Here is a 26,709-nt window from a genome sequence, read left to right as displayed (position 1 = left end):
GTATAAGGTAACCTTATAGTCAAGGAGATTAATACATTATGAATAGAATTAATGATAAATTAACAACAGGACAATTTGCCAAGTTAGCCGGTGTCCCGAAACATGTTTTATTTTACTATGATGAAATCGGAATTTTTAAGCCCGAAGTCATTGCTGAAAATGGCTATCGATACTATGCATATCACCAGTATTACGCCTTTTCTGTTATTTCTTTTTTTAAAGAAATGGGGATGTCGTTGAGTGAAATTCAAGATTATCTGGATCATCGTTCTCCGCAACACCTAACGGACTTACTAGCCCAACGTAGACAATCACTTCAAGATCATATCCATCGCCTTGAACTCAGCCAACGGTACATCGATCGTACCTTAGCGAATCTTGATACAGCCGATAAATCACGAGCAAATACGCCATCCATTTCATATCTACCAGAGGAATGGTTAGTTCAAAGCAGTCCCTCTCCGACTCGAAGTCGTCACAGTTTCGTTTCCGAATATACCCAATTTGCGCAAGAACAAAACATGACATTTGCGAACTCGATTGGAACAATAACGAGCTTGGAAGATATTAAGGACGGTAATTATCGCAATCATTCATATTTTTACTTTATTGCATTAGATCCCGACACAACACCAAACCTCACACGCAAACCTGAGGGTCACTATATCACTTACTACCATCATGGTGATTTTGAAACGCTATACCGCGGCTATGACGCCATTTTAGATTTTGCACAAGCACACAATCTCGATTTGGATGCATATTTTTACGAAGATTTACTTCTTAGCGAAATTACCGTTTCGAGTGTCGATGATTTTGTCGTCGAACTCTCCATCCGCATTCTCAATTATCCCAATCTTGATTGAAAAAATAACCTCACAGAGGTTATTTTTTGATTACTGATGCAACACCAGTTTTTGCAAGTGCTAAAAATGCATCAACATCATTAATGTATTCTGCATTCACGACTACCATATAGTTTCCTTGGACATACACAGCTTCACCTATTTCTTCACGTGCGATATCATTCATGATTTCGATAAGCTCTGGTTCAATTTCTGGCGCTTCGGTAAATTTAAGCACTGTAACCCCGTCAATTGAATTTTGGTTTGAATCATCACCCAAATACACGGCTTCAAATTTAGAATCTTGACTGAGTAGTTGGTAGACTGTTTCATAATAGTAGCCCATTGCTGCGAAAACATAATCCAAACCTTCTTCAATCATTTCATCATCCAACTCCATGTAGATGTCATCAAGGCTTGATGATGCTTCTTTATAGGCATCAATGACAGATTGACCATCAAGGATTCCCACATTTTGTTTCACTTTATCCGCGACAATTGCTGTATATGCATCCGTATTCATTGTTCGGGCAATTTTATAACTATCACCGGTTTGAGTACAACCACTTACAAATAATAGGAGTGTCACAAGTAGGACACTTATAATAGATTTTTTCATATTCTTCCCCTTTTCCCATTATATTCTATCGTAAACAGCCTCTTTTTGCACCTTTTATCACTAATTTCCCCAAAGTACTTTACCTGTCGTAGTACTTTGTGCTACGATTACTACGACAGATGAAGTAAAGGAGGCCAACATGATTAGTAGTGATGTTATTCGTGGTTACAATGATACGATCGTTCTCTATATCTTACTTAAGGGGGATTCCTACGGGTATGAAATTGGACAAAATATCGCCACCATGAGTCAAGGGAAATATGTCATCAAAGAAACAACACTTTACTCAACATTTACGCGATTGGAAAAAAACGACTATATTGCCTCGTACGAAGGCGATGAAACAAAGGGGCGCATTCGTACATACTACCGAATTACCGATGCCGGTCAGCAATACTTCAAAGAAAAGCAAGCGGAATGGGAACTGGTAAAAGAAGTCATTGATATCTTTACAAACACAAAGGAGAAGGATTATGCAACAAATTAGAGATTATGTAGACGTAATGTTTAAATCATTACCTCAAACACACGAAGTCCTCGGCATTAAAGCCAACATTCTAGATTCGATGGAAACGAAATATGAGCAGTACCGCCAGGAAGGGATGGAGGAAGCAACCGCAATCGGAAGAGTAATTGGTGAATTTGGTTCGATTGATGATCTAAAAGAAGCACTCAATTTGGAAGAACCATCTCTTGATGCGTTTGATTCAAGAACTGTAGATACCTATTTAAAGTTCATTCCTAAATTTGCAACGGCAATTGCTGGTGGTGTCTCAACTATTATTGTCGGAACGGCACTCTTTCCACTCTTCGAGTATTTGCATCTTGAAATTATCGGATATGTTGTCTTCTTGACTGCAGTGATTATTGGTGTCTCGTTATTTATCGTTTACGGGCTTCGTTTAGGCAATATTGAAATCACTGGATCTGAACTTACACCCCACGACAGAGAACGCGTGAACGCCTTTAAAAAACCCTATAAAAAGCAAATGATTGCGGCAATACCAAGTGGTATCGCAATAATTTTACTGGGAGTTCTTAGCACGATTGTGATGGAAGAACTTGGCATTAATGACAACTTATCTGGCGTAGGAATGTTGATGTTTGTTGCAATCGGCGTTTTCTTCCTTATCTCAGTGCCCATCAAAGCCGAAATGCCGAGCCGATTCTTAAATCCTGAAAATCATGGTGATACCATGCACACAACCGCACAAGAAAAGAAATTCGGTAAGATTACAGGTGCACTCATGGGACTAACAGCAATGGTCTATGTCGGGATTGGACTCATGAATCACGATTTCTTTGCGATAGGATGGATTATGTTTCCTGTCGTTGCCCTTCTCATGACCTTGATTGAAGCTATCTTCACCAAAGCTGAGTAGCCTACATTATCATAATTAAAAGTAGACAGAAATATTCTGTCTACTTTTTTAATGCTGAGATGCAGTCCGTTTACGCCCCGCCAGTGACGTTGCAACATACATTGACACTATGATAAGACACAGGCCTCCAAGTATTTTTAAACTGTGATTGCCATAGTGAAATGTTCCACCACTTTCGTCCGCATATATCTTAGTACTCGTGTCGATTAGCATCAGTAAACCCCACAATAACGAACTTGAACCAATGACGTTCCAATAAAACTTGGAAAACCAACTCCAATATTTATACTCTTTTTTTACATTAGGGAGGAACATTGCACTAATAGGCGCAATATAGAGTGGCAACAGAAGTCCAAAAGTAAAAATAACAAACCAGAAATATACACCTGAAAACAGATAGTAAATGGTCACTTGGCGTACCCCAAATCCAGACAACACCAAAAGACTAAAACTGATGAGGTGTTTGCGAGAACTCACAAAACGATTCAATTTATTCGCCAAATCTTCCACCAATTCATTATTTAAGATTAAAGAATGCACTCCCAATACAACACCGTTAAATAACATACTTATCACAATAATAAATAGAACTAATATCCCGATACTCACTAAAAACCCCATTGTTTCGTTCCCCCATTAATCTGTACACTTCAGCATGCTTTGAACCATTACGCAAGCGGCAAGTTAAGTATAGCATAGCAGAAAGCACATCATTTGAGGTTTCCCTTGAAGTAACTGCAAAGAAAAAGACGCGTAATCGCATCTTTTTTAAGAATATTATTTGATACGAATGGGGTTTATGATGCCTTCACATGTTTGGTGACAGCTTGCTCCGCCAATTTTAAGAATTGATCGATGTCCGAAATATAATCAGACTCTGCAATCACTAAAATCTTGTCATTGACATACACTGCTTCGCCAATCTCCTCGTTGGCAAGTTCATTCATAAACTCAACCAATTCCGAATCGATATTGATGGGCTTAGAGAAGACGAGTACTGAAATCCCGTAAATCGATTCCACATCTCGATCATCGCCAAGATAATACGCATTGAACGCTGTGTCTTCATCCATCAAATCAACAATCGTTTGTGCATATATTGCTAGTGTAGCAAATACATCTTGCAATAATTCACCCTCAAGTTCATCGAAATCCTCACTTTCCATGAGTTGTAATTCACGGTTGAAACTGTCGATTTCAAATGCCAGTTCTTCATAGACATCTTGAAGTGATTCTGTATCAAGAATTCCAACATTAGGTGTTATCGAACTATCGTTAAGAATTGTACGTAAGTCATCTGTATTCATGCTTTCCGCGATGGCGTACCCAACATTTTTGGAAGTACATCCAATAAGCACAAACATCATTAGGGCAAGTATCCACCCTGCTTTTTTCTTCATATTGCCTCCTCTTTCATACAATCACCCTAAAGCAACGGTCTGCATATAAGACACGATTGCTTCAGGGTGATATATTTCTACAAATTATCTAATGGGACGTGTTTCTTTCACGTTTTCGTCTTAAACCAGCTACAATACTCATTCCAAGACCCGCTACAGCCAATGCATAACCGATACGGTTTTCCGAAACACCCGTACTTGGTAGTGTTTCTTCTTTATCGACTGGATCTGTAGGTTCAGTTGGTTCAGTTGGTTCAGTTGGTTCAGTTGGTTCAGTTGGTTCAGTTGGTTCAGTTGGCTCTGTTGGCTCTGTTGGTTCGATTGGCTCAGCTGGATCATCCAAGATTGTCAAGACTACAGTTGTCTCGGCGAGTGCACTACGGAGTGTATCGTAGTAGCTCAGGTTTACTGTGTACGTTCCTGGTGCGTAATTTACAGGTTCGTCAAGAATCGTTGCGACCACCATCGGATCTACCACGATTTCATCATTTTTAGTGACGATTGGATTAATGGATTCAAGAAGTTTATCATTAAAGGTTTGATCAGCAATTAGTTGATTTACATCACTTAAATACATTTCAACATCACGACCCGCAATCGTATATACTGGTGTTTTCTCATAAATCACCGACACAGATTGTGTTTCAAAAATGTTTGATTGGTTTGCTGCGATACCAAAGCTGAAGAATGCGATACGGTCTGCAAGTGCTTCATCACCTGTAAGGTTTGGCGCATTGATATGTGCATCCATTTTAAATTGTAGTGATGCTTCATGAATTGACCCGCCATCTTTTTTAATACTGATTTTGAATGATTTGATTGCTTCAAAATCAGTCACTTCAGATTCTGATAACCATGGTTGATCATCCACCTCTGTTGGATATGTCATCGGCATCAACTCTGGATCTGTATTGATATCGAGAACCCCTTCAATCAGCGGTTCTTGTGATGTCGAATAAGAAACATCAAACAATGACTCATACCCTTCTGGTAATCGAATTGGTCCTGTTAAGTAGACGTCAAAGACTGAATTTCGATGTTCATCATTTGTTACAAATGTATCGTTAATGCGTGGTAAGACCCCAATCAACTCTAAACTTGAGAATGGTGTATCCTTTTCATTAAAGACTGTTAGATCAAAGGTCTGCATGGTATTCGGATGCATCGTTACTGAAAGATTATCATGAGCAGTTGCTGTTGCTACAAAGTCATAAGCATTACGGTAGGTAAATGTGTTTTTGGTTGAATAGACATATTCATCGAAATCATTATCACCATCGAAATCATGGCTATCCGTTGTACGAATTGTAAACGAGCCATCTGTATTCGAAACATCCGATACGGAGAACGTTTCATTTAAATAACCAAACATTTGAACATTGATCGTATTCGGAGCATTTTCACTGATACGAACCGGAATTCTTACAATTGCGCGTCGATTAATTTCTAAACGCTCAACATTTAAATCAATTTTCAGCAATGTCCGGTTTGAGTTTTGATAGTTCGTGTCTGCAACAGTAACCGTTGCATTGGTAATCGTATCCAAGTCAAGGATTTCAACGCCATGATCGACTAACGCATATGTTGAGAATGGTCCCGTCATCGTTTGTGTGGATGCTGCATCATTGTTGATTTCCAGACGGATAAAATTATCCCCTTGATTGACGAGGTTGGATTGTTTTTCATTAAACGTAATATTAGACTTAATAAAACGGGTAATTCCTTCTGGTGCAGTTACAACTTGCGCCGTTTTTGGTGCTAAGCGTGATTCATATTGACTGTTAATATCTGAATAATACTTGTCTTTTAAATCAGTAGGTACATATTTTGATTGCTGATCTGTACGATAGGAGTTTGTTAGGTCTTCTTTTTGTGGGTACCAGCCAGAGTATGCAATTCCAGCATTGGATTGGACTGGACCAACATAACCTTCATCAATGGTTGTGAAAACCGTTAAGTTCATGTTTGTCAATCCCGTTGGAATCTTAAACATTGTCTCTTGAACGAAATCGACACTGTCTGCAAAGATATTGTTTTCGCCATCATGGAAATGGAACCATATCTCGGATACTTTTCTATTTGGATCAATTCCCATTTCATCAGCATAGTAATAACGTTCTTGTTTTAGTTCTGCAATCGAACGTTGCCATTCCGTCTCGCCAGCGTAACGGAAACTTAAGGAAAAGAAGACATCTTCTTCAGCTGGAATTCCCGCAGGGAAAACACTTGATGGACGTTGGTAGAATTTTCCAGTATAAATTTGTGTAACGTTTAATGCTTGATCTGGCATAAAGAACGCATCATAACTATTGAGTCCGTGAATTGGACTGGTCGCATCCAATGAACTTAAGTATAAACGCCAACCCAAGGTTGCGCCATCTGTCACACTTGGATCATCATTATTGATCCATCCTACACCACCAAAACTATCAGCAGGACCACTAAAAACAGATGTTAATGGGCCACCACCAAAGAGTGCATCCGGAACATACTCAAAGTTAGGTGAAATCATGACACTTGCTTTCGTTTGGAAATTTTTCGAACTACCATCGATAAACTTAACATCCGATGCTGCAATCGTATCAACAGTACTAAATAAAGTTAGGTTTCCTGATACTTTAGTAATGATGTTAAAGTTCACATTGAAGTAATACTCTGCATCTACATTCGTTGTAGCATCGAACTCCCATGTGATTGTCTTACCATTAATTGTGGGTGTTTTGCCACTTGAATCACGAACGTAATCAACGCCCTCAGGTAAGGTATAACTAAAACGAATCATATCAGTTGTATCTGGTGCAACAGTACCTGTTTCGAATTTATTGATTGAAAATCCCACATCAAAAATTGCTTCATCTAAATAGCGAATACTTGAACGGTCTACAGGAATATCATTTACCATAATTCCACGCAGCTTATTACTAATCGAAGCATTTTGATTTGCGACTAATTCAATGGATGCGTCGCTACTTATTTCCGCAATAGTATCGCCGCTAATTATTGCTTGAACCAATAACTGTTGACCATTTAAGGCACTTCCATTTTCTGTTTCAAGTTTAAGCATCAGGGTTGTATCAAAACCACCTGAAAGATTTGTAAGGTGATAATGCAACTGATTCGTATTAGCGTCATAACTTGGAATGACGTCGCGTAATGCAAGGGTTTCTAAGTTCTGATTAAACTGAACTGCAGTACCATCTACTACGTTTGGTAGCTGAATTATAAGATCAAGATTAGGAATAATCTCATTTGCCCCGTCAACACCAACTACAATGCGATACGATGCTGTTTTACCAACTTCTAATGTCTGACTATCTGCAAGCACTTGAACACGAGCTTGATGCGACACAGGCTTCACAATGTCATTATTTTGTTGCGTCTCGTCCTGAATATTAGCTTTTGAAGCATCAATTTTTTGCTCAGGGACCTCCACAATATCCTCAAATTCAGGGTCATTCAGTATTTCTGTTTGCTCTTGTTGTGTCTTCGTTACCGATGTTATGGGTTGGGTTGTTCCTCTATCATCAGCATAAACACGAAGTGATCCGGCAGCGACTCCCATAACAAGGAGTGCTGTCAGCGTATTCTTCACTACTTTCCTCATATCTATGTCCTCTCTTCCACTGGTCATGTGGGTATAAGTTTAGACTATCAAGTTAATCTTCATATTTTGTTCATGATGTTCCAAAATGAAGATTTTATGACCCATATGACATTTTATTAAATAGTGTGATATTTTGATTAATCTCCTTTTTTTTACCCTTTGTTTGTGTACAAAATAATGGTTCTTCATATTCTAGTGTTGTTACGAGATTATCATGATTCGAGGTTTAGCGTTGGACAGAATAAGAGATAGAGAAGACACTATGGTTTAAAGGTTAGCCGTAGAAACAAAAAGAACCATCATCATATTTCTACGATGATGGTTCTAACTCTAATTGTATGGACATCTCTTTGCGACACGTCTTGGTTAATAGGCCCTTGATTTTCGCATCTATACGATGCACTACAGTTAAGAATGAGCGTTTCAATTTATCGGTTCAAAGATGTTCACCATTTGTTGCTATTACTTTTTTATACCATTCAAATGATGCTTTCGGGGTTCTTTGAAGTGTTCCCTTCCCTGTATTATCACGATCAACATATATAAATCCATATCTTTTTTTCATTTCACCGGTACTTGCGGAAACAAAATCAATGCAACCCCATGTGGTGTAACCCATAACGTCAACTCCATCAAGCTCAATCGCATCACGCATAGCATCAATATGCTTCGCAAGATATGCGATACGGTAATCGTCCTTGACGTAACCATTAGCATCTGGAATATCTTGTGCTCCTAAACCATTCTCTACCACAAATAACGGTTTTTGATAACGGTCATACAATTCATTCATCGTTGAACGGAATCCAAGTGGATCAATCTGCCAACCCCATTCTGAGACCTCAAGATGCGGATTACGAATTGTTGGGAGTAAGTTTCCCTGAGTTCGCTCACCGGCATTTGGATCTGCAGTAGCGACACGCGAAGCATAATAGGAGAACGAAATAAAATCGACAGTATATGTTTTTAAAATTGCGGCATCGTCTGAATCCATCACCACATTAACACCATCACGCTCCCATGATTTTAATAAATAGCTTGGATACTCCCCACGTGACTGAACATCAATAAAGGCATAATTTTGACGATTCATACGTTGCGCTTCCGCTACATCATTCGGATGGCATTTGAACGGATAATAAAGCCCCGCAGCGAGCATACAACCAACTTTATTTTTGGGATTCACTTCATGAGCAATTTTTGTGGCAAGCGCACTCGCTACAAGTTGATGGTGTACTGCTTGATATTTAATCTCAATTTCATTTTCTCCTTCCGAGAATGTGAGACCTGCAGCTAAGAAAGGTGCATGAAGAATCATATTAATTTCGTTAAACGTCAACCAATGTGTTACTAAATCTTTAAATCGTGTGAATAGAACACGGCAGAGACGTTCATAAAACTCAATCATTTTTCGATTTCTCCACGAACCATATGTCGTGACGAGGTGCATTGGTACATCAAAATGCGTAATAGTCACTAATGGTTCGATATTGTACCGTTTGCAGGTTTCAAAAACACGTTGGTAATAAGCAAGGCCCGCTTCATTGGGTTCTAATTCATCACCTTTAGGAAAAATACGACTCCACGCAATCGATAAGCGGAATATTTTAAATCCCATTTCTGCAAAATACTTAATATCTTCTTCGTAATGATGGTACATATCCACTGCACCTTGAGCTGGGTAGTATAAATCCGGTTCAAAATCAAACATCGGAAGTTTCCCCGTCATAACAGCACGACGTTTCTCTCCATGTGGAATTACATCGACATTCGCGAGACCTCGACCATCTAAATTATACGCACCTTCTGACTGATTGGCAGCCGTCGCGCCACCCCATAGAAAATCTTTTGGAAATGTCATATATCTTTACCTACTTTACTATTTTTATTAATGCGTCACCAACATGCACTTCACGATCTGTTGTAACAAGGATATCTCCTAGGCTGTCTGAATTCGTAATAACCATCATTGTTGTCGGGTCATACCCGTGCTCTTGAATGGCTTCAATGCTTAAGGACATGAGATGATCTCCTTTTTCGATTCTGGCATCTTTTTCAACGTGATAGGCAAATCCTGATCCGCCCATTTGTACTGTATCAATACCTACGTGAATCAATATCTCTACACCTGCATCATCGGTTATTCCAATGGCATGTTTCGTTTCAAAGACAGCGCTAACCACACCAGCTACGGGGGCATAGACTTCGTTTGAACTTGGGATAATTCCGACCCCTTGCCCCAAAATTTCCTGGGAAAACATGGCATCATTAACTGTACTTAGTGCAACACTGCGACCGTCCATCGGTGCGACCAGAGTATCATGAAGTGCATCGGCATTTATTTCAGGTGTCATTACCGGTGTTTCTGTTACTTCATCTTTATACAATATATATGAAACAACAAATGAAATTATGATACTTATTGCAGCCCCAGCAATTGCGGAATAGAAATGAACCAAAGTATCATCTCCAATATAACTTGGCAGTGTAATCAAGCCAGGAGATCCCCCAGTAAAGTTACGCGTTCCCATAACTCCCATAAAGAAACCACCAACTCCACCACCAATCATTGCTGCATATAAAGGTGTTTTAAAACGTAAGTTAACACCATACAATGCTGGTTCTGTAATTCCTAAAATAGCAGTTAATCCTGCAGAGGATGCAAGTTGCTTCACTTCTGATTTTTTACTTTTTAACGCCACCGCTAATGCGGCAGCACCTTGTCCCACATTTGATGCAAGCATCCCTGGATAAACCACAGTGTCATAACCATTCGTCATACGGTTATTAATACCAATTGGTATTAAGCCATAGTGTGTACCAGTTGCAACAAGAAGCGGTGTAAATCCACCAACAATGAGCGGCACTAACCATGGACTGAAACTTTCGAGGTACTTAATTCCGTTTGAAATTGCATCACTCACAGCATAACCAAATGGTCCAATCACGACTAATGAAGCTGTCGCAACCACTAAAATTGTGATTAATGGTTTCGTGAAGAATTTTATTGATTTGGGCGAAACCTTATCTGCAACAGGTTCTACAAAAGACATTAACCAAACCGTGAGAATGATTGGAATTACGGATGATGCATACGATACTGCAGCAATCGGCATTCCCAAGAAATGAATCCCACCAGTTTCAGCCGCTGTCTTTGTCATCGCTATAAAGTTAGGGTGTAATAATACACCACCCAGCATCATTGCCAAGTACATATTCGTGTTAAATTTTCTTGCAGCCGAAGCAGCAAGTAATATTGGCAAGAAGTAGAATGCAGCATCTGCCATAAAACTTAAAACTTGATATGACTGATCTTGTGCTGTCATAACTTTGAAGACAATTAAAAGTGATAAGATTGCCTTAATCATTCCAGCAGCAGTAATTGCGGGTAATATCGGTGTAAAAATACCTGTGATGGTATCAATTACAAGACTAACTTTTGATTGACCATCTTTCGGTTTTGGTGCCCCATTCTGGATATCAATTTGATTTGTAATTTCTTTATAAACATTTCCAACGTCACTTCCAATAATGACTTGAAATTGACCACCCTTTGAGACAACTCCCATGACACCAGGAGTTGCTTTTAAAACTTCTGTGTTTGCTTTTGCTTCGTCATCAAGATTGAATCGAAGACGGGTTGCACAATGGACCAACCCAGAAATATTTTGTTCGCCACCAACGTTTTCAATCACAGTTTGTGCGAGCTTTTCGTAGTTCATACGTTTCTCCTTCTTTTAAGCATAAAAAGACCCTCATAAATTTACAATTTATAACGGTCTAGCCCTCTTAAGGTAACAATCCTATTTTATTGTGTCGTCACACGATGAATATGTATCGTGAGATAAATCATTTCATTCTCTGTCAAATCACGGTTGAAATTCTTAAGGATGTAATCCCGAATTTTGAGTGCACAAGAGTAAGCTTCTGTGTACTTATCCTTCAAGATAGTGATGAATTGATCGTTTTCATCTTCTAATGAGACACCGCTCATCAATCGTTGTACAAAAAATTTCAAGTGGGTAACAAACCGCTCATAATTTAACGAGTATTCGTCTAACTCAATTTTGTAGTAATACTTAACAATATTCAGAATATTCTGAATGACTTCAGTCATTTCCGAAACCTGACTTACACGATCTAAATCCAACTCAGCATTCACAATGTGTAAGGCAATAAACCCTGCTTCATCTTCATTGAGTGTAATATTGAGTCGTTGGTGGATAATGTTTACAGCTTCTTTTCCTATTAGGAATTCATGATTATAAAAGCGCTTAATTTCCCACAATAGTGCGTTTTTTAGTGCTAAGCCATTTTGATGACGTTCAATTGCATGATTAATATGATCGGTTAGCGTAATGAAGATACTATCGCTTAATGTCTTCCCTAACGATACCTTAGCAAAACTGATAATTTCTGTTGCTACGGCAATTTGTTCATGAGGAATTTCAGCGAGTAGTGTCACTAATTTATTTGTATTAGCTGTTTCACCACTAACGAATCTTTTTTCTATGGTCGATTCATCTACGACATCGCCTATCTTTTTTTGATAGCCGAGTCCTTTTCCCATAAGAATCACTTCTTGTTTGTCATCATTTTCAGAAATCACGAGATTATTGTTGATAACTTTTACAATGATCATACGCATTTCCTCTTTACTTTACAGTGTGTAGGTATAGCCCAAGTGGTAACAATCCTGCCTCAAAATTAACATAACGTGCTTAACTTGTCAATGTAAGTGTTTGCAAGAATTGATTTCAAACAACTTAGGCAGTCATTATTTGCAATCAAAACACTACGTTTAAACCAACCATTAGCCAAAAAAAGTCCCTTCTAAGTTAGAAGAGACTTTTCAATTCTTAGCGTTGAGCTTCCCACTCTCGGCGTAAGAGGCCATAAACTTCAACGTCTTGGTATTTTCCATCACGGAAGAGCATTTCACGTTTCGTTCCTTCGTGTTGGAATCCCATTTTTTTATACAATTTTTGAGCACGCTCGTTGAATGAAAAAACATGAAGATAGAGGCGGTTTAAGTTTAAACCATTAAATCCCCATTCTAGTTGTTGTTTCATCAATTGTGGACCAAGTCCTTGACCCCAATAGTTTTTATCACCAATTACAATAGCAAGCTCTGCATGACGGTTTCTTTGATCAAGATTCATGAATGCTACTGTTCCAATTGGCTTTTCATCTGCCAGAACAGTGTAAGTCATGCCATTAACGAGGATTTGACTCCACTCTTCGACTTCTTCAAATGACATTGGACGTAAGAATCCACTTTGGTCATATTGTGCGACCTCTGGATCATTACGCCATGCGTAATAAAACGGTATATCTTCTTGTGTAAATTTTTTATATGTAATGTTCATGTTATCGTACGATTCCTATATATGGTGCGACTGCAATAATTACTGCAGCGACGAATAATAATGTTCCTAGTATTTTCAATGTAAACTTCAAATATTTGTCATATGGGATATTAACAAGTTCCAGGGTCCCCATCAAGGTTGCTCCCGGATAGACACCGGACATAAAGTTAACCCCTGCAACAAAGGCAGAAATCAGAATAATTTGACCACCTTCAGCACCGATGACATTTGATGTAAAGAGTGCGGCTGCAACAGCTCCCAAGATGGGCATTGAGATTCCCGCAACACCACTTGTGGATTGCAAGAAAATTCCAATTAAGACGTATGCAGCAATTGCAAAGATTCCAAACACCCATAATGGAACACTCGAGAGTGCGTTGGATATCCAGTAAATAAAGGTAATCGACATCCCCTCAGTTGAGCTACCCATGATGATTGCAATGCCTCGGGCAATCGCAAGGACCACAACAACTCCAAAGAGATCTTTCATTCCTTCAATAAATTTGTTGATAAATTCCATTTCACCCAAACCATTGATTAACTTGAGTAAGAATGCCCCCATTAAGAAGAGGAAGGCGAATTCATCAAAACCCCAAGTTCCTAAGGGTGTAATATTGCCAGCTCCTAAAATATCGCCTAGAACTGGGACTTTCGCAAGCATCGTAAATGGTGCGTTAATCGCATCCGAAACGCCTTGTCCTAAAAGATCGGCCCAAGGGAAATATCCCAAAATAACAATAATTACAACCATGATTAAGACGAATGCCGACCATTTTCGACGTGTCGTAAATTCAGGTAATGTTTCTTTCGCATCAACGAGTGTATTGACGTTTTCCAAGTCTGCCGTAATTGACTTACTTGGGTCTTTTTTTACTTTAGATGCATATCCAATTACCATGATTGTTCCCACAACATACAATGCTGCAAAGATAATTGATCGTAAGACAATTCCCGATCCAATTGAAAGATCTGGGTTTCCGATTGCCGCTACCGCAGCACCGGTGGAAAATGGGTTAACCAAACTTGCCATATTCCCGATGGACGCCCCAATAAAGAGAACTGCCAATCCTGTCATAACATCATAGCCAGCCAGGACGAACATTGGAATAATTACGACTGCGAAGGCAGTTATTTCTTCCCAAAATCCAAAAGATGTACCCAGAACTGCAAACACAAACATCATGATTGCAATCAATACATTTCCTTTAAATTTTGATAATAGGCTTCCAATTCCAGCTTCAAGTGCGCCGACATGATTCAAGACAGCTAAGAACCCTCCTGCTGATAGAATTCCAATCGCGACATCACTTGCGGATTGGAATCCTTTAATTGGTGCCATTAAGACATCCCACAGTCCAAAAGGTTGCATTCCTTGTCCTTGAAGAATTTCACCTTGTGGTCCTCGAATTGCATCAAAGATAATGTCTCCTGATTGCTTATCGAATACTGATTGTGGAATAAAATAACTTAATGCTGCCGTAATTACCAATGCAATAAAAACAATTGTATAGGAACTCGGCATTGAAAATTTCTTTTTCTTCTCCATCAATATTTCCCCCGTTCAGTGTTATTTGATAACGATGTTTAGGAATGCTTGTGCATAGACATGCATTGCTATTTTCATATCCTCAATACTAATACGTTCATTGACTTGATGTTCTGTTTTTAACCCTGTTGGTAGTAAAGCACCATACGCAACGACATTATCCATCGCGCGGGCATACGTTGCACCACCACTTGTAATTGGTTGTGATACCGTATCACCGGTTACATCTTGGTATGCTTTCATCAGTGATTGAATGTAATCTGATTCTTTCTCAACATAGATTGATTTCAAGTAATCGTACAATTCAACGACAATTTCATACTTGTGTGCATCTTTTGTTAAAAGTTCTTTGACGTTTTCCACGGGATAAGTTACTGGGAATCGAATGTCAATTCCAATTTGTTGTACGTTTTCGCGGAAACTTACTTTCCCAACATTTAACATGAGTTTTCCTGATACATCATCTTCAACTTCACCAAAGACAAGGGTTCCATTAGGATTGGACATTTTTTCTACAATAAAACGAATCATGTCATTTGTTTTACCTGCTTTGTGCAACCCTTCAGCTAAATAAACAATTGCGTTTTTACCTTTGTCTGCATCCTTAGCGTGAATTGCCATTCCTTCAACCGTTAAATCATTGCCATCAACTGTATAGGTATATCCTAATTCATCCAATGCAGCAGCAACATTGGCATCGTAGTCGGTTGTTGCTTGTGACGGTACAGCATTAAGGGCTCCACCACCTTCGAGACGAACATCAGACATTTGATGCGAATACAACATAAATTCAATTAAGCCTTTTTCTGCATAAATGAGTGGGAATCCCGAATCTGGTGTAAACCCTTTAGTTGGGAGTTCCTCTTTCTCAACATATGCGTTCATACAACGCCATAGTGATTCTTCATCCGTTCCAAAAATAAAACGAACACGTTGGTTAAGTTCTTTTCCTTCATTTAATAAAGTCTTAAGCGCATACATAGCTGCAAGAGTTGGTCCTTTATCATCAGACGAACCACGTCCAACTAAGAATCCATCTTTCTCTACTAACTCAAATGGATTCGAATCCCAAGCTTTTACATCACCCGCTGGCACAACATCCATGTGTCCAAGAACACCGAACATTTCCGGACCATCACCAATTTCAGCATAGCCATAGTATCCATTGGGATCTATGAATGTTCTAAATCCGAGTTCTTCAGAAATTTTTAATACTTCTTCTAATGCACGTTGGATATTCGCGCCAAACGGTGCATCGCCGCCCTCTTCTAGGACACTAGGGATTGAAACCAGACGCCCTAAATCTCTTTGATAGTCTGCAAAGATGTCGTCAATTTTTTTTCTTAAATCCATAATACCTCCTATATGCTTAGACTTTTGCTAAGTTATGTTTATATTGTATCAAACTTAGACCCGTAACAACACCGAAGACATCAGTTTCTCGTGAAAATACCACCTAACTATTTTATTCATCCGAAAATTAATTTATAATTTCCAAAAGAATGGGAGGATATATATATGAACGTCGAATTATTTCAACAATGGGTCGATACTTACTATAAGAAACGTGGGTGGTCGGATTTGGATATTTTCATTCGTGTAACTTTTTTGTTTGAGGAAGCAGGAGAAGTTGCCCGTTCGGTCCGAGCCATTGAATTAGGACGTGAAGACCACGATATTGTAGATACCGACCTCAAAGCAGAATTAGCGTCCGAAATTGGGGATGTGCTCGGAAACTTAATGGTCATTGCGAACCATTATGATTTGTCTTTCGAAGACATTTTTAAGATGCATGTGGATAAACTCGATGCACGGTATGAAGCCTACATGAATAAACAAACATTACCCACAGACGAAAAAAAATAGGTTCTTCGACCTATTTTTTATTGGTGACGAAATGCACAATCATTTTCGTGGTCGTTTACCATACCAACGGCTTGCATAAATGCATAAACAGTTGTTGGTCCCACAAATTTAAATCCTAATTTTCGTAAATCTTTACTGATTTGCTTCGAGAGTTCCGTTTCTGCTGGAACGTCCGTATAATGTTGGACATCATTTTCAACAGGTGCGTTATCCACATACGCCCACAAAAAATCATTGAAACTGCCATGTTTTGCCACAATATCGTGATACGCATGTGCATTATGAATTACCGCTTGAATTTTCAGACGGTGACGAATCACTCCAGCATCTTGAAGCAGTCTTTCTACATCATTTTCCGTAAATTTAATCAGGGCCGATGGTTCAAAGTTTGCGTATGCTTGGCGCATCGTATCGCGTTTGTTTAGGATGGTTGACCAACTTAATCCTGCTTGTTGCCCCTCGAGATTCAACATTTCAAAGAGGTAGCGATCATCATGATTCGGCTTCCCCCATTCTGTGTCGTGATATTCCATTTCATTTGTCGAATGTGTCGACCATGTGCAGCGTTTCATAATGCCTCCTGGGTTGTTCCTTTTTCTCAAATCTAATTATATGATAAAGTTTAAGAATAGTCGAATCATAGTATCACTATGTCCAGGGCTTCTTAGAAAGGACAAATATCATGCGAAAACTACTCACCTTAGCATTGTTTGTAATCGTGCTGACGGGATGTGTTAGTGTGAACTTCCCTGCTGATGATTCGAAACCTCAAGAACCAAAACCGCAGCAAGAGACTCCTGTTAACCCATCTTCAAACGATGCGAATGTAAATAAACCTCAAACCGATGCCATCTCGGCACAAGATGCCTATATTCTCGATACATTTGCAGAATACGGCTACACGGTGCCTGACCGTTCTCAATGGATTGTAGAACAACAAGGACCACAAAAAGTTGCGGTCATTATTAAAGAGAATATTGGTCAAGGAAAACCTAACATTTCCAAACTTGTATTCCTTTGGGATAATCAAATGCAGACTGGAGAATTACTTCATGTCATGGTCTCAAACACCGTTAAGTTTGGAACTGACCAGTAGATGGTTTAAAGGCAGCTACTTCGGTACTGTCTTTTTATTTTGGAACATCAATCACGCACTTGGGGCACACACTAAGGATTAATGTCAGAAAGGACGTATAGTGAATGTTCTTGTGCAATCACAAGCATACATAAGAAAGATATGAGGATATTTATGAAACGCGTTTTAGTATTATTAGTCGTGAGTGCTTTGCTTTATGGATGTAGCGCAAAGGAAGCGGTACCCAATGAAACAGCACCCACGCAAGAGAAGGAAACACCAAAGGAAGGCAAACAAGAACCAGAAAAGGTAGAAATCAAAGAACCAGAAGTCGTAGTTGAAGAACCCATTGAAGAGCCTCAAGAAACACCCGTCGAAACCACCAGTGGTCTCACTCAAGATGAGTTTGTAATTCAAACGTTTGCTGATTATGGATTTACCGCTCCTGACCGCAGTCAGTGGCAATTCGAAAATCAAGGTCCAAACAAAGTGGCCGTTATTATTAAAGAACCCGTACAACGGGGTCGCCCAAACATTTCCAAGCTGATTTTCCTATGGAATGGTTCAGCGGAACAAGCTGAAATTCTACATCTTAGCATCAATAACCGCGTCATAATCTAAAAAAAGATGAGCCCTAGGGTTCATCTTTTTTTGAGTTCAATAAGCTGTTATGGTTTCATCATAAAGTTTTCCTGAATGGATGCCTTCAATTCCAAAAAAGCAGCCGTTTGTAAAAAATCAGAGTGCTTCTTTTTAAGCGATGCAATCTCAAGCGTCTCCTGAATGCGTCCAGGGGCTCCATTCAAAATCAAAATGCGATCAGAGAGTTTAATTGCTTCTCCAACATCATGGGTAATAAACAATGTCGTAATTTTAAACTTATCACTTAAATCCTGATACCATTCATGGATTTGATATTTTGTCATTGGATCTAATGCACTAAACGGTTCATCCAGTAACATAATTGGTTTGTTCATCATATAAGTACGTAGAAATGCAACCCTTTGGCGCATCCCACCTGATAATTGACGTGGGTACTTGTTTTCTGTTTGGGCAAGTCCAAAGGTGTCCAAGTATGGCATAACCTTCGCGTGTCGAGCGGCTTTATCCATCCCCTGAATCGTCAAAGGGAGTGCTGCATTTTCCATCACAGTTTTATGATTTAACAATAAATCTTTCTGGAGCATATACGCAAGCGATCCGGGTTTATCAACAATAGACTCACCTTCAAGGAGCACATCTCCTGTATCCGGTTTGCTTAAGCCCGCTACAATTTGAAAGAGTGTTGATTTTCCAACACCACTTTGCCCCAAAATAGCAACCGTCTCTTCTGGATACACTTCAAAGTTTACATCGGCAATGACTGTATGCGTTCCAAACGACTTACCAAGATTACGAATTTCTAAAAGTGGTTTCATGAAGCAAGGAAATCATTCGTAAAGCCAAATCCGGCAGGAATCGGTTGCTCAATCAATTGCTTCTCACCGAGCCAATTGTAGAAAGCATTCCAACGGTTTGCATCAAATTTTCCCCACTGCGCTTCGCCACGCATATACTCACCCGCAAGATATTTTTGGCTTTCAATGATTAACACCTCATTGCTTTTTAATTCCGGGACATGTTTCATCAGAATTTGTGCAGCTTCTTCAGGATTAGCAACAGCGTCCTGATATCCTTTACCCAATGCTGCTAAAAATGCTTTCGCTTGCTCTGGATTATCTTTCAGATAATCGTTATTTGCGATGACTACTGGGCTATAGAAATCCAATTCCTTCGCATAATCGGCGAATGCAAAGTAGTTTATCTCTTGGTTCGCAACTTCTAAAGCAATACCATCCCAACCGCGATAAATCCAAATTGTATCGACATTGCTTTGGAGTGCACTGACAGCATCCGTCACGGTATTTGGGATTAATGAGACGCTGTCAAATGAACCGCCATCTTGTTCAATTACATATTTTAAGATTGCTTGTTCAACGGGAATATCCCATGTCGCATAGGAATGATTCGCCATTTTAGATGGTTGGTCAATACCTTTGTCTTTCAACGAGACAATTCCAGATGTGTTATGCTGAATCATCGCTGCAACTGCAGTTACTGGTAAAGGTTCTGGGCGTGCCCAGACTGGCGCCAAGGTATCTTGGAACCCGACACCGAATTCTGCGCCCTTAGCTGCAACCAAACCAACAGCACCATCCTCAGGCGGTTGAACTATTTCCAACGCAATCCCTGCTTCTTCAAAGTATCCTTTTTCAAGCGCTACGTATAGGCCTGTGTGGTTAGTATTGGGTGTCCAATCCAGTACAAAGCGCACTTTCTGAGTATCTTTGGAAGTACTACATCCTGCTAAGACTAGCAACGCTAATAAACTCACTACAATTCGTTTCATAATATCTCCTTTATTCCACATCTTTCCACGGCATCGCTTTCCGTTCCAAAACATTGACCAACCCCATTAAGAGTAGGCTTAATAGTGAAATGAGCACAATTACTGCAAACATTTTGTCAAATGCATAGGCTTTTCGAACACGTGTCATATAGACTCCCAGTCCGCTGGTTCCACCGAGCCATTCCGCAATAACAGCCCCAACAACTGCATACGAAACCGCAATTTTTAGACTAGCAAAAAATGGTGATATACTTTCCGGAATCCGAACGTGCTGGTACTGTTGTACTGTATTCGCCCCCATACTTCGTAAGAGTTGAATGCTGTCTCGATCGACAGCCTGTAAGCCTTGGAAACAACCGATAGCCATTGGAAAAAATGATGTTAAAACGATGAGTACAATTTTCGGTAAGATTCCATAACCTAACCATAAGACAAGCAGTGGTGCAACGGCGACAGTTGGGACTGTCTGCGTGAGAATCATCAACGGATAAACCATACGATAAACGCGATCGTAACGATCCATCAGTAACGCTAATGTGACACCCAACCCAACACCCCCTAAAAGCCCCAGAAAGGCTTCTAGCAGGGTTGTTTGAGCATGCATCCATAACAATGCACGGTCTTCATACAATGCCATAATAACCGAAGCGGGACCTGGAAGCATGAACTGGGGCACAATACCACTCCATACTATGAGTTGCCACAGTACTATGACAAGACCAACCGACATAAACGCATAACGCTTATTGTTGGTGTTTCGTAATTTTTTCATCAATTGTGAGCATCTCACCTTGAGGTGCGTACACGATTTTTACGTATGCTGAAACTTTATCAGCCCCGGCACGATGTGCAATAATCTGTGATTGTTTTACGATTTCCATTAACGTATCATAATCGCCTTCAACCGCTGTTTCAAATGCTCCAACGGTGTAATGAAGACCGGTTCCTTTAATGTAATCGATAACTTCATCAACGATTCGAACTACTTCTTGGTTCCCATCTACGTGGGGTAATACTTGTATTGCGATACTTGCATTCATTGCAAATCCTCCATCTTTCATAAAAAAAACCTCTTTTCATTTCCGAAAAGAGGTATATGTATATACGTTAATAAACGAGCTACGATATACATCCTTCCGCCAGTATTATCTGGATCAAGTGCTAAACAGGACTTCCTGTTTAAGGGTTTAAAACGTGCGTTTAGTCTCAGCCGCTATTGCGGGCACCCCTTGTATTTATGGATTCAATTGTACGCCTTCATTATACGTTTTATATTTCTAACGTCAATGATTATAATGCATCCTTGGTAAATCTTTGTAGGTTTATATTGTGATTCTCCTGCACAAGTTGCTTGAAGAAGACATCATAGACTTCGTCAGAATATGCACGATATGCTTCATCATAGAGTGCTTCATTGAGATGCAATCCTTGTGTAATGTCATTTAAAGCATACGATTTGTTGTTCTTGAGAAGGTCCGCGAATTCATCATAATATGTTTCATAATAGTAGATACTTTCAGCAGGAAAAGCTTCGTACAAATCATCATTCAACCCTTCTTGAAGATAGGAATTCGCCATGATTCGTTTATATTGGCGCTCTGTAAGATCTAACAAAAACGCGCCTTCACATGCATCATAGTCGATATCTTTATCAAAACATGAGTTTGTCTCTAAGCGGCTCAGTGTATCAAAGTCAAGATGGGCTTGGAGTGATTGATCGCGTACCCCTTCTTGAATTGCCTCAACCAATGCATCAGAAAACTGGCTTTCATAATGTACAAATTCACTGGTTGGTGGTGTAATTTCTCGCTCAGGGTTCCGCGTATCTTGACGCGTACCGAAGATATTGAAAATACCCAACATTTGAAATATCAACAAGAATACCGTCACCCACCCAATAAACTGTACAATCATCTGAATAACAGACCATACGTGTTTCGCATTCGACTGGTTCTTGCGTTTTGCTTTCCCCTGATCACGCCACCCAATACGACTTTCTTCACGGAATCGGACATAGGATTCGAAGTGGTCCATCGTCATTTTTAACTCAGATTCATTCTCATTACTGTAATGTGCTATCTTTCGCAAATGTGGCAAAATTATTTCAAACATGACCCCACTTGGAATCAAGCGAACATCTACGCGTTGAAGTGACGTATTGAGGATTTCGACATCTTCAAAACGCTCATACACTTCCAAACTGTCAAGTGCATCAAACCATTTTTGCCAAGCAAATCGCTCCTTCACATCCATCAAGGACAACTCTTGCATGAGATCGTCAAATCGGGTATCGGAAGTGCCTTCTGCATAAACCAGCGCATCTTCATATGCCTTCGTTAATGCATCTGATTCGCCATTTTCTGCGACTTTTGAAGCATACGCCTCAAAGATTTGTTCGATATCTGTTGTTGCATCGATTCCTAGAATTTCCCACATAAGCCATACCACCTTTCTATAATTATACCAAATCTTTACCCACATTGTTAATAGGACAAACCTGTATCATCGGCAAGTAGTCCAAAATTGGAAATTGTTCGCTCTATGCGTTGCATAGTTTGTACTAAAAAGACACATTTTATTGTGCCCTTCTCATTTATTGGTGATGCATTTTCTTGTTTATTTTTCGCAGAAAGACGACAGTTTGTATTAGAATGATAATTATCAATATTTTGATTGTAAATACGATAATTGGATCAATATTTCGTACAAATTCAAGAAGCGAATGATACATCATAAGTACCACATTCATTTCAAAATCCATCCTTTCTAGCTTAATTCTATTATATCTTTTTTTCCCCATAAGATGACTTGTGTTGATTATGTTGTTGCTTGGGTCGTTTGAATTGACCTTGCTTCATCACCTCGCAAATGTCATTTGAAAAAAACCGACTAAATCGGCTTTTTTACGAGAAATATAGGTAGATTATAAGCGGCAAGATCAATGCAAAGGCCAGACCAATTGACATAATTGGTGCGCTTTCTTTTGCTCGATCAGCAATGCTTCCAACAGTTTCAAAATCGTTATGGAATAAAGGCACTGATGTAAACAGGGTTATAAGAAGTGCCAGACTAATCGCTATTCCAGCATAGTGACTAAACGCAAACCATCCTAAACCATGTTCGATGCCATAGAGTCCTCCAACAAATATTAAGTAACATCCGTATACACTAAGTTTCTTTTTCATTTGTTTGATTCTCCTTCACTGATTGATTATCGACTTTACTCACTCACCGGTTCAAAGCCATCTTCAGTCATGACAATGACCGTATCAAATACGTTCTCAATCAAGGAACGGTCATGGGTTACACAAAGTATAGCCCCTTGAAATCCTTGAAGCATACTATAAATTTCATGAACTGAAAGGGGACTTAAGTTTCGTGTTGGTTCATCCAGTATAATAAATTGTGGTTTTTGAAGCACGAGCTTAAGCAATGACACTTTGGCTTTCTGTCCTCCAGAAAGGAGGCGCATCGGCGTATTCATTTCCGTTTCGGTGAACTTTAAACTTCCCAAGCGATTGGTGATGAGACCTCGTTCCTCACGCGACCCTTCTCGTACACAATTATCAATCGGCGACTTTTCAAAGTCTAGATTCAGACGATAATCCTGGTGCATCATTGCATCGTGATTTTCGAAAACCTGCTTCAACAAACTCGATTTTCCGATTCCATTTCGACCAATAATCGCGATTTTATCTGGTGTATAAATATCCAGATAGAAATTATAACCAAGTGTCTTGCCGGCAACTTCAAGTGCGTCGACGTCAATTTCAGCAATTTTCTTACGATGCACTTTTTCTTGATTGTCAAAACGTATGGAAATTGCAGATTCGGTATCGATTTTCGTTTCGTGTGTTTCGCGGTCAAAACGACGCTCCATAGATTTAATTGTCTTCATTTTCTTCTTGAGCAAGCGCCCTTTTGCAGGATCTTGACGGGTTTGTGTCCGCTGGCGATGTTCTACTGTTTGATATAATTGTAACCAACGGTCGTATCGTTTGGCACGTGCTGCTTGGTCCCGTTCAACTTGATGGTTGTGCGTTGCGATTTCCAGATTGCGTGTTTCCACATAGTCATCGTAAGTACCCTCAAAGACTGTGATATGTGATCGCGTTTTTCGGTGCGTCTGTTCAAAATGAACGACTCGATTTGCTGTGTTTTTTAGTAGTTTTACATCATGAGAAATATACAGAATCGGCTTACTTTGACTTAAAATCCATGATTCGAGCCACATCAGTGTCTCAATATCCAAATCGTTGGTTGGCTCATCAAGTAAAAAGACATCAACATCCTGCACAAGAATTTTCATAAGTTGAATCCGAACACGTTCTCCACCACTAAGGCTTTGTAACGGTCTATCAAAATCATCTTCCGAAAAATGCGGTAATAAATCCTGATGTACCGAGCCAAAGGATTCATAACGCTCCCATTGATCTTCAATGATGTAGTCTCTACTTGAGCGTAGAAGATCCTCGGTTGCAATATCTTGGGATACATAACCGAAAAGAACTTTCGATGATACACTTCGAGTTACTTCCAAAGTATCTAAAGACGGATGATTCAGTAGGGCTTTTAGAAATAAACTTTTCCCATTTCCTTCTTCTCCGATAATTGCAATTTTTTCGTTCTCATGAACGGACATAGAAAAAGGCGCTACTAGTTGGCGCCCTTGTGGTGACTTCACACCAATATTAAAATTTAGCATGGCAAACTCCTCCTATTTTGATTATTTATGCTGTATAGGATGAGTTGTACATTGCCACACCGCCTTTCGTTCGTTATTGCTATCTTACGTAATTTTTTCTAAGATGTCAAATTTATTAATCATTTATTTTTAACTTTGTGCTAACACTTCATCAAAGGTTAGTCCTGAGCTCTTAACTTTTGTGGCCATATCTTTCCCGACATAACGCAAGTGCCATGCCTCTGGCATATAGCCTGTAATGTGTTCTTTTCCTTCAGGATATCGCACAATAAATCCAAACTTATGGGCATTGTTATTAACCCATGTTGACTGCTCAGTTTGTGCAAAATCAAACATGTAACCACCTGGTGTTACTACATCGATAACAAGACCTGTTTGATGCTCAGACGTCCCTGGTCGAGCAGACATACGATCAGCTTCGGCCTGGCCATGTTGCGCTACATAATTGGTATACAATTCATTTTGAAAGTCATAATCACGGTATGATGATGTCGTATACATCCACATTCCCGTTTCACTTTTCATGGTGTCTACCATCGCAATAAAGGCGTCGACTGTAGCAGGCGTTGCCTCATACCCGGTGCTGACCGCATATGCTTCAGGAATGTCTTTGAGTGGAGGTACATAATCTGCCGGTAATGCTCGTTGCTTAGTCACCAAAACGAGTTCAGAACCTGCATTAGTAACACTTGCAAGTTCTGACTGTGGTTTCTCATTTGATGCTTCTTTGGGTTTTTCTTCATTGGTTTCAGGTTCCGGTTTTACTGCAACATCTTCTGTTGTATCACGTTCTTCTGCGGCCCCAACAACAACTGTAATGTTGATTGTTTGCGATTTTCCTTCAGCACTTGTCTCAAAAGTTACAGGATATTCACCATCCGTATCCCAATCGACTGTATCGAGATTTGACGTCACTGTTGCTGCAACTTTATCATAGTCTTTGATATAATCTGCACTTGCAACTAAGGATCCCGCTGTAGCATTCACACGCTCTTGATCTTTCAATACCTGATCGTTATGACGTACCGTTAGTGCGACATCACGATTTTCAACAATTGCAATCTCAAAACGATGCACACGATTCTCTTTTTTCGATGAAATGACAACGGCTAGATTCTTATCTTTTACTTTTTCTGGTTTATTAATAGTGTATTGATTACTTTCGGCAACTTTCCCATTCACTTCAACAACACCAGACTCAATATTCTGTTGTTTTGCGATGGCACCCAAATCAATAATTGTTCCCACTTCAACCGTCATTTTATCTTGCATTGACTCAACCGGTGTTTTAATTTTTGTGAGTGAGTAAATTGCGTATAACGCAAAAATAGCGACAATCCCTATTTGAATATAACTTTTACGTTTCATACTGGCTCCTATGACAAGTCTTCACCTTGTCCATCAAATGTGAAATCAAACTCTGAAAATTGTTGTGCTAATTGCGGATAACGCTCAAATAACACGATTAAATATTCAATCAAATTATCATGCGACAATAGCGATAAGAGGTGACCAACTTCAACCATTAATTCTGGGGTCAAAGTACCTTCTTGCATATCCAAGTCGGAAGCATAATCATCAAAGGTTTCGAGTGCCTCAACACTAAAGTTGTGGATATTTCCGTTTTTAATCGATGACGCAATAGTTGCAGCCATGTGTTTACAGTTGTTGCCTTTTTTTGCATGTTCGCAGGAGCAATACATTGAATCCACTGCATTCCCTGTAATTTCAATCCGAACGATATACAAATCACTGCCTTGCACACGAGCTCGTATCACTTCTTTTGTATCTTCAATAATTTGAACTTTTGATTCTTCTAATAGCGTTTCACCGCGGTTATAAATATAGTCTCTAAAATAAAATCCTACTTCCATGTGTACTCCTAATTCTAATTATGTTTAATATCTTT

The 26,709-nt window shown here is 39.5% G+C and carries 26 protein-coding genes; 6 read left to right on the top strand and 20 right to left on the bottom strand.

The features are described 5' to 3' along the window. Positions 1-38 precede the first annotated feature (38 nt). On the top strand, positions 39-866 hold the full coding sequence (locus GVV20_RS06400) for a MerR family transcriptional regulator (protein WP_159740022.1): 828 nt from the start codon (positions 39-41) through the stop codon (positions 864-866). Between the two features lie 19 nt (positions 867-885). Here the strand turns inward: GVV20_RS06400 and GVV20_RS06395 are convergent, their stop codons facing one another. Further along, complete coding sequence (locus tag GVV20_RS06395) at positions 886-1,464, bottom strand: hypothetical protein (protein WP_159740021.1); 579 nt, start codon at positions 1,462-1,464, stop codon at positions 886-888. Positions 1,465-1,603: 139 nt separating this feature from the next. On the opposite strand from GVV20_RS06395, the gene GVV20_RS06390 reads away from it, so the two are divergent. After that, positions 1,604-1,951 carry a PadR family transcriptional regulator gene (locus GVV20_RS06390; protein ID WP_159649522.1) on the top strand — a complete coding sequence of 116 codons (348 nt, stop codon included), beginning with the start codon at positions 1,604-1,606 and terminating at the stop codon, positions 1,949-1,951. After that, on the top strand, positions 1,938-2,846 hold the full coding sequence (locus tag GVV20_RS06385) for a permease prefix domain 1-containing protein (protein WP_159740020.1): 909 nt from the start codon (positions 1,938-1,940) through the stop codon (positions 2,844-2,846). The genes GVV20_RS06390 and GVV20_RS06385 overlap by 14 nt, the downstream gene beginning before the upstream one ends. Before the next feature lie 48 nt (positions 2,847-2,894). Here the strand turns inward: GVV20_RS06385 and GVV20_RS06380 are convergent, their stop codons facing one another. From GVV20_RS06380 to GVV20_RS06340, 9 genes are all read right to left on the bottom strand, one after another. Beyond that, entirely contained in the window at positions 2,895-3,467 is a 573-nt protein-coding gene (locus GVV20_RS06380; protein WP_159740019.1) for a hypothetical protein, read from the bottom strand. A gap of 176 nt (positions 3,468-3,643) precedes the next feature. Beyond that, entirely contained in the window at positions 3,644-4,246 is a 603-nt protein-coding gene (locus tag GVV20_RS06375; protein WP_159740018.1) for a hypothetical protein, read from the bottom strand. An 88-nt stretch (positions 4,247-4,334) separates the two neighbouring features. Continuing rightward, positions 4,335-7,850 (bottom strand): LPXTG cell wall anchor domain-containing protein, encoded by a 3,516-nt coding sequence (locus GVV20_RS06370; RefSeq protein ID WP_159812657.1) that lies wholly within the window; start codon positions 7,848-7,850, stop codon positions 4,335-4,337. A 436-nt stretch (positions 7,851-8,286) separates the two neighbouring features. Beyond that, positions 8,287-9,711 carry a 6-phospho-beta-glucosidase gene (locus GVV20_RS06365; RefSeq protein ID WP_159740016.1) on the bottom strand — a complete coding sequence of 475 codons (1,425 nt, stop codon included), beginning with the start codon at positions 9,709-9,711 and terminating at the stop codon, positions 8,287-8,289. A gap of 10 nt (positions 9,712-9,721) precedes the next feature. After that, complete coding sequence (locus GVV20_RS06360; protein WP_159740015.1) at positions 9,722-11,572, bottom strand: beta-glucoside-specific PTS transporter subunit IIABC; 1,851 nt, start codon at positions 11,570-11,572, stop codon at positions 9,722-9,724. 86 nt (positions 11,573-11,658) lie between these two features. Beyond that, on the bottom strand, positions 11,659-12,492 hold the full coding sequence (gene licT / locus GVV20_RS06355; RefSeq protein ID WP_159740014.1) for a BglG family transcription antiterminator LicT: 834 nt from the start codon (positions 12,490-12,492) through the stop codon (positions 11,659-11,661). Between the two features lie 217 nt (positions 12,493-12,709). Beyond that, a complete protein-coding gene (locus GVV20_RS06350) occupies positions 12,710-13,219 on the bottom strand; it encodes a GNAT family N-acetyltransferase (RefSeq protein ID WP_159740013.1) in 510 nt (169 codons plus the stop codon). 1 nt (position 13,220) lies between these two features. Then, a complete protein-coding gene (locus GVV20_RS06345) occupies positions 13,221-14,765 on the bottom strand; it encodes a YfcC family protein (RefSeq protein WP_236261754.1) in 1,545 nt (514 codons plus the stop codon). Between the two features lie 21 nt (positions 14,766-14,786). Next, the gene (locus GVV20_RS06340; RefSeq protein WP_159740011.1) at positions 14,787-16,118 is read right to left on the bottom strand and encodes a Sapep family Mn(2+)-dependent dipeptidase; all 1,332 of its coding nucleotides are present in this window, start codon (positions 16,116-16,118) and stop codon (positions 14,787-14,789) included. Between the two features lie 165 nt (positions 16,119-16,283). On the opposite strand from GVV20_RS06340, the gene GVV20_RS06335 reads away from it, so the two are divergent. Further along, the gene (locus GVV20_RS06335) at positions 16,284-16,631 is read left to right on the top strand and encodes a MazG nucleotide pyrophosphohydrolase domain-containing protein (protein ID WP_159740010.1); all 348 of its coding nucleotides are present in this window, start codon (positions 16,284-16,286) and stop codon (positions 16,629-16,631) included. Positions 16,632-16,648: 17 nt separating this feature from the next. Here the strand turns inward: GVV20_RS06335 and GVV20_RS06330 are convergent, their stop codons facing one another. After that, positions 16,649-17,203, bottom strand: a complete 555-nt coding sequence (locus GVV20_RS06330; RefSeq protein WP_159740009.1) for a DNA-3-methyladenine glycosylase I — start codon at positions 17,201-17,203, stop codon at positions 16,649-16,651. A gap of 110 nt (positions 17,204-17,313) precedes the next feature. On the opposite strand from GVV20_RS06330, the gene GVV20_RS06325 reads away from it, so the two are divergent. Then, entirely contained in the window at positions 17,314-17,727 is a 414-nt protein-coding gene (locus tag GVV20_RS06325; RefSeq protein WP_159740008.1) for a hypothetical protein, read from the top strand. Positions 17,728-17,880: 153 nt separating this feature from the next. Further along, entirely contained in the window at positions 17,881-18,327 is a 447-nt protein-coding gene (locus tag GVV20_RS06320; RefSeq protein ID WP_159740007.1) for a hypothetical protein, read from the top strand. 47 nt (positions 18,328-18,374) lie between these two features. On the opposite strand, the gene GVV20_RS06315 is transcribed toward GVV20_RS06320, so the two are convergent. The 9 genes from GVV20_RS06315 to GVV20_RS06275 all read right to left on the bottom strand — a co-directional run bounded on the left by GVV20_RS06315 (position 18,375) and on the right by GVV20_RS06275 (position 26,674). Then, positions 18,375-19,124, bottom strand: coding sequence for an ABC transporter ATP-binding protein (locus tag GVV20_RS06315; RefSeq protein WP_159740006.1), 750 nt, complete (start codon positions 19,122-19,124; stop codon positions 18,375-18,377). Further along, a complete protein-coding gene (locus tag GVV20_RS06310; protein ID WP_159740005.1) occupies positions 19,121-20,095 on the bottom strand; it encodes an ABC transporter substrate-binding protein in 975 nt (324 codons plus the stop codon). Before GVV20_RS06310 ends, GVV20_RS06315 begins: the two co-directional genes overlap by 4 nt. 10 nt (positions 20,096-20,105) lie before the next feature. Then, positions 20,106-20,867, bottom strand: coding sequence for an ABC transporter permease (locus GVV20_RS06305; RefSeq protein ID WP_201287496.1), 762 nt, complete (start codon positions 20,865-20,867; stop codon positions 20,106-20,108). Next, positions 20,839-21,156 carry a thiamine-binding protein gene (locus GVV20_RS06300; protein WP_236261755.1) on the bottom strand — a complete coding sequence of 106 codons (318 nt, stop codon included), beginning with the start codon at positions 21,154-21,156 and terminating at the stop codon, positions 20,839-20,841. Before GVV20_RS06300 ends, GVV20_RS06305 begins: the two co-directional genes overlap by 29 nt. A 229-nt stretch (positions 21,157-21,385) precedes the next feature. After that, on the bottom strand, positions 21,386-22,531 hold the full coding sequence (locus tag GVV20_RS06295) for a hypothetical protein (RefSeq protein ID WP_159740003.1): 1,146 nt from the start codon (positions 22,529-22,531) through the stop codon (positions 21,386-21,388). A gap of 467 nt (positions 22,532-22,998) precedes the next feature. Further along, positions 22,999-23,280, bottom strand: coding sequence for a hypothetical protein (locus GVV20_RS06290; RefSeq protein WP_159740002.1), 282 nt, complete (start codon positions 23,278-23,280; stop codon positions 22,999-23,001). A gap of 35 nt (positions 23,281-23,315) precedes the next feature. Beyond that, complete coding sequence (locus GVV20_RS06285) at positions 23,316-24,800, bottom strand: ATP-binding cassette domain-containing protein (RefSeq protein ID WP_159740001.1); 1,485 nt, start codon at positions 24,798-24,800, stop codon at positions 23,316-23,318. Between the two features lie 129 nt (positions 24,801-24,929). Next, positions 24,930-26,168, bottom strand: a complete 1,239-nt coding sequence (locus tag GVV20_RS06280; protein WP_159740000.1) for a M15 family metallopeptidase — start codon at positions 26,166-26,168, stop codon at positions 24,930-24,932. 8 nt (positions 26,169-26,176) lie between these two features. Continuing rightward, positions 26,177-26,674, bottom strand: coding sequence for an SWIM zinc finger family protein (locus GVV20_RS06275; protein WP_159639297.1), 498 nt, complete (start codon positions 26,672-26,674; stop codon positions 26,177-26,179). Positions 26,675-26,709: the final 35 nt, after the last annotated feature.

This window comes from Erysipelothrix aquatica (genome assembly GCF_009828775.2).
GTDB lineage: Bacteria > Bacillota_I > Bacilli_A > Erysipelotrichales > Erysipelotrichaceae > Erysipelothrix > Erysipelothrix aquatica.
Note: the sequence above shows the minus strand (reverse complement) of the source record. Positions and strands in the feature narration are given on the sequence as shown.

Bases quoted from the DNA above. Each gene is read 5' to 3' on its own strand.
- GVV20_RS06400 (WP_159740022.1), top strand. From the start codon at position 39: ATGAATAGAATTAATGATAAATTAACAACAGGACAATTTGCCAAGTTA.
- GVV20_RS06395 (WP_159740021.1), bottom strand. From the start codon at position 1,464: ATGAAAAAATCTATTATAAGTGTCCTACTTGTGACACTCCTATTATTT.
- GVV20_RS06390 (WP_159649522.1), top strand. From the start codon at position 1,604: ATGATTAGTAGTGATGTTATTCGTGGTTACAATGATACGATCGTTCTC.
- GVV20_RS06385 (WP_159740020.1), top strand. From the start codon at position 1,938: ATGCAACAAATTAGAGATTATGTAGACGTAATGTTTAAATCATTACCT.
- GVV20_RS06380 (WP_159740019.1), bottom strand. From the start codon at position 3,467: ATGGGGTTTTTAGTGAGTATCGGGATATTAGTTCTATTTATTATTGTG.
- GVV20_RS06375 (WP_159740018.1), bottom strand. From the start codon at position 4,246: ATGAAGAAAAAAGCAGGGTGGATACTTGCCCTAATGATGTTTGTGCTT.
- GVV20_RS06370 (WP_159812657.1), bottom strand. From the start codon at position 7,850: ATGAGGAAAGTAGTGAAGAATACGCTGACAGCACTCCTTGTTATGGGA.
- GVV20_RS06365 (WP_159740016.1), bottom strand. From the start codon at position 9,711: ATGACATTTCCAAAAGATTTTCTATGGGGTGGCGCGACGGCTGCCAAT.
- GVV20_RS06360 (WP_159740015.1), bottom strand. From the start codon at position 11,572: ATGAACTACGAAAAGCTCGCACAAACTGTGATTGAAAACGTTGGTGGC.
- licT (WP_159740014.1), bottom strand. From the start codon at position 12,492: ATGATCATTGTAAAAGTTATCAACAATAATCTCGTGATTTCTGAAAAT.
- GVV20_RS06350 (WP_159740013.1), bottom strand. From the start codon at position 13,219: ATGAACATTACATATAAAAAATTTACACAAGAAGATATACCGTTTTAT.
- GVV20_RS06345 (WP_236261754.1), bottom strand. From the start codon at position 14,765: ATGGAGAAGAAAAAGAAATTTTCAATGCCGAGTTCCTATACAATTGTT.
- GVV20_RS06340 (WP_159740011.1), bottom strand. From the start codon at position 16,118: ATGGATTTAAGAAAAAAAATTGACGACATCTTTGCAGACTATCAAAGA.
- GVV20_RS06335 (WP_159740010.1), top strand. From the start codon at position 16,284: ATGAACGTCGAATTATTTCAACAATGGGTCGATACTTACTATAAGAAA.
- GVV20_RS06330 (WP_159740009.1), bottom strand. From the start codon at position 17,203: ATGAAACGCTGCACATGGTCGACACATTCGACAAATGAAATGGAATAT.
- GVV20_RS06325 (WP_159740008.1), top strand. From the start codon at position 17,314: ATGCGAAAACTACTCACCTTAGCATTGTTTGTAATCGTGCTGACGGGA.
- GVV20_RS06320 (WP_159740007.1), top strand. From the start codon at position 17,881: ATGAAACGCGTTTTAGTATTATTAGTCGTGAGTGCTTTGCTTTATGGA.
- GVV20_RS06315 (WP_159740006.1), bottom strand. From the start codon at position 19,124: ATGAAACCACTTTTAGAAATTCGTAATCTTGGTAAGTCGTTTGGAACG.
- GVV20_RS06310 (WP_159740005.1), bottom strand. From the start codon at position 20,095: ATGAAACGAATTGTAGTGAGTTTATTAGCGTTGCTAGTCTTAGCAGGA.
- GVV20_RS06305 (WP_201287496.1), bottom strand. From the start codon at position 20,867: ATGAAAAAATTACGAAACACCAACAATAAGCGTTATGCGTTTATGTCG.
- GVV20_RS06300 (WP_236261755.1), bottom strand. From the start codon at position 21,156: ATGAAAGATGGAGGATTTGCAATGAATGCAAGTATCGCAATACAAGTA.
- GVV20_RS06295 (WP_159740003.1), bottom strand. From the start codon at position 22,531: ATGTGGGAAATTCTAGGAATCGATGCAACAACAGATATCGAACAAATC.
- GVV20_RS06290 (WP_159740002.1), bottom strand. From the start codon at position 23,280: ATGAAAAAGAAACTTAGTGTATACGGATGTTACTTAATATTTGTTGGA.
- GVV20_RS06285 (WP_159740001.1), bottom strand. From the start codon at position 24,800: ATGCTAAATTTTAATATTGGTGTGAAGTCACCACAAGGGCGCCAACTA.
- GVV20_RS06280 (WP_159740000.1), bottom strand. From the start codon at position 26,168: ATGAAACGTAAAAGTTATATTCAAATAGGGATTGTCGCTATTTTTGCG.
- GVV20_RS06275 (WP_159639297.1), bottom strand. From the start codon at position 26,674: ATGGAAGTAGGATTTTATTTTAGAGACTATATTTATAACCGCGGTGAA.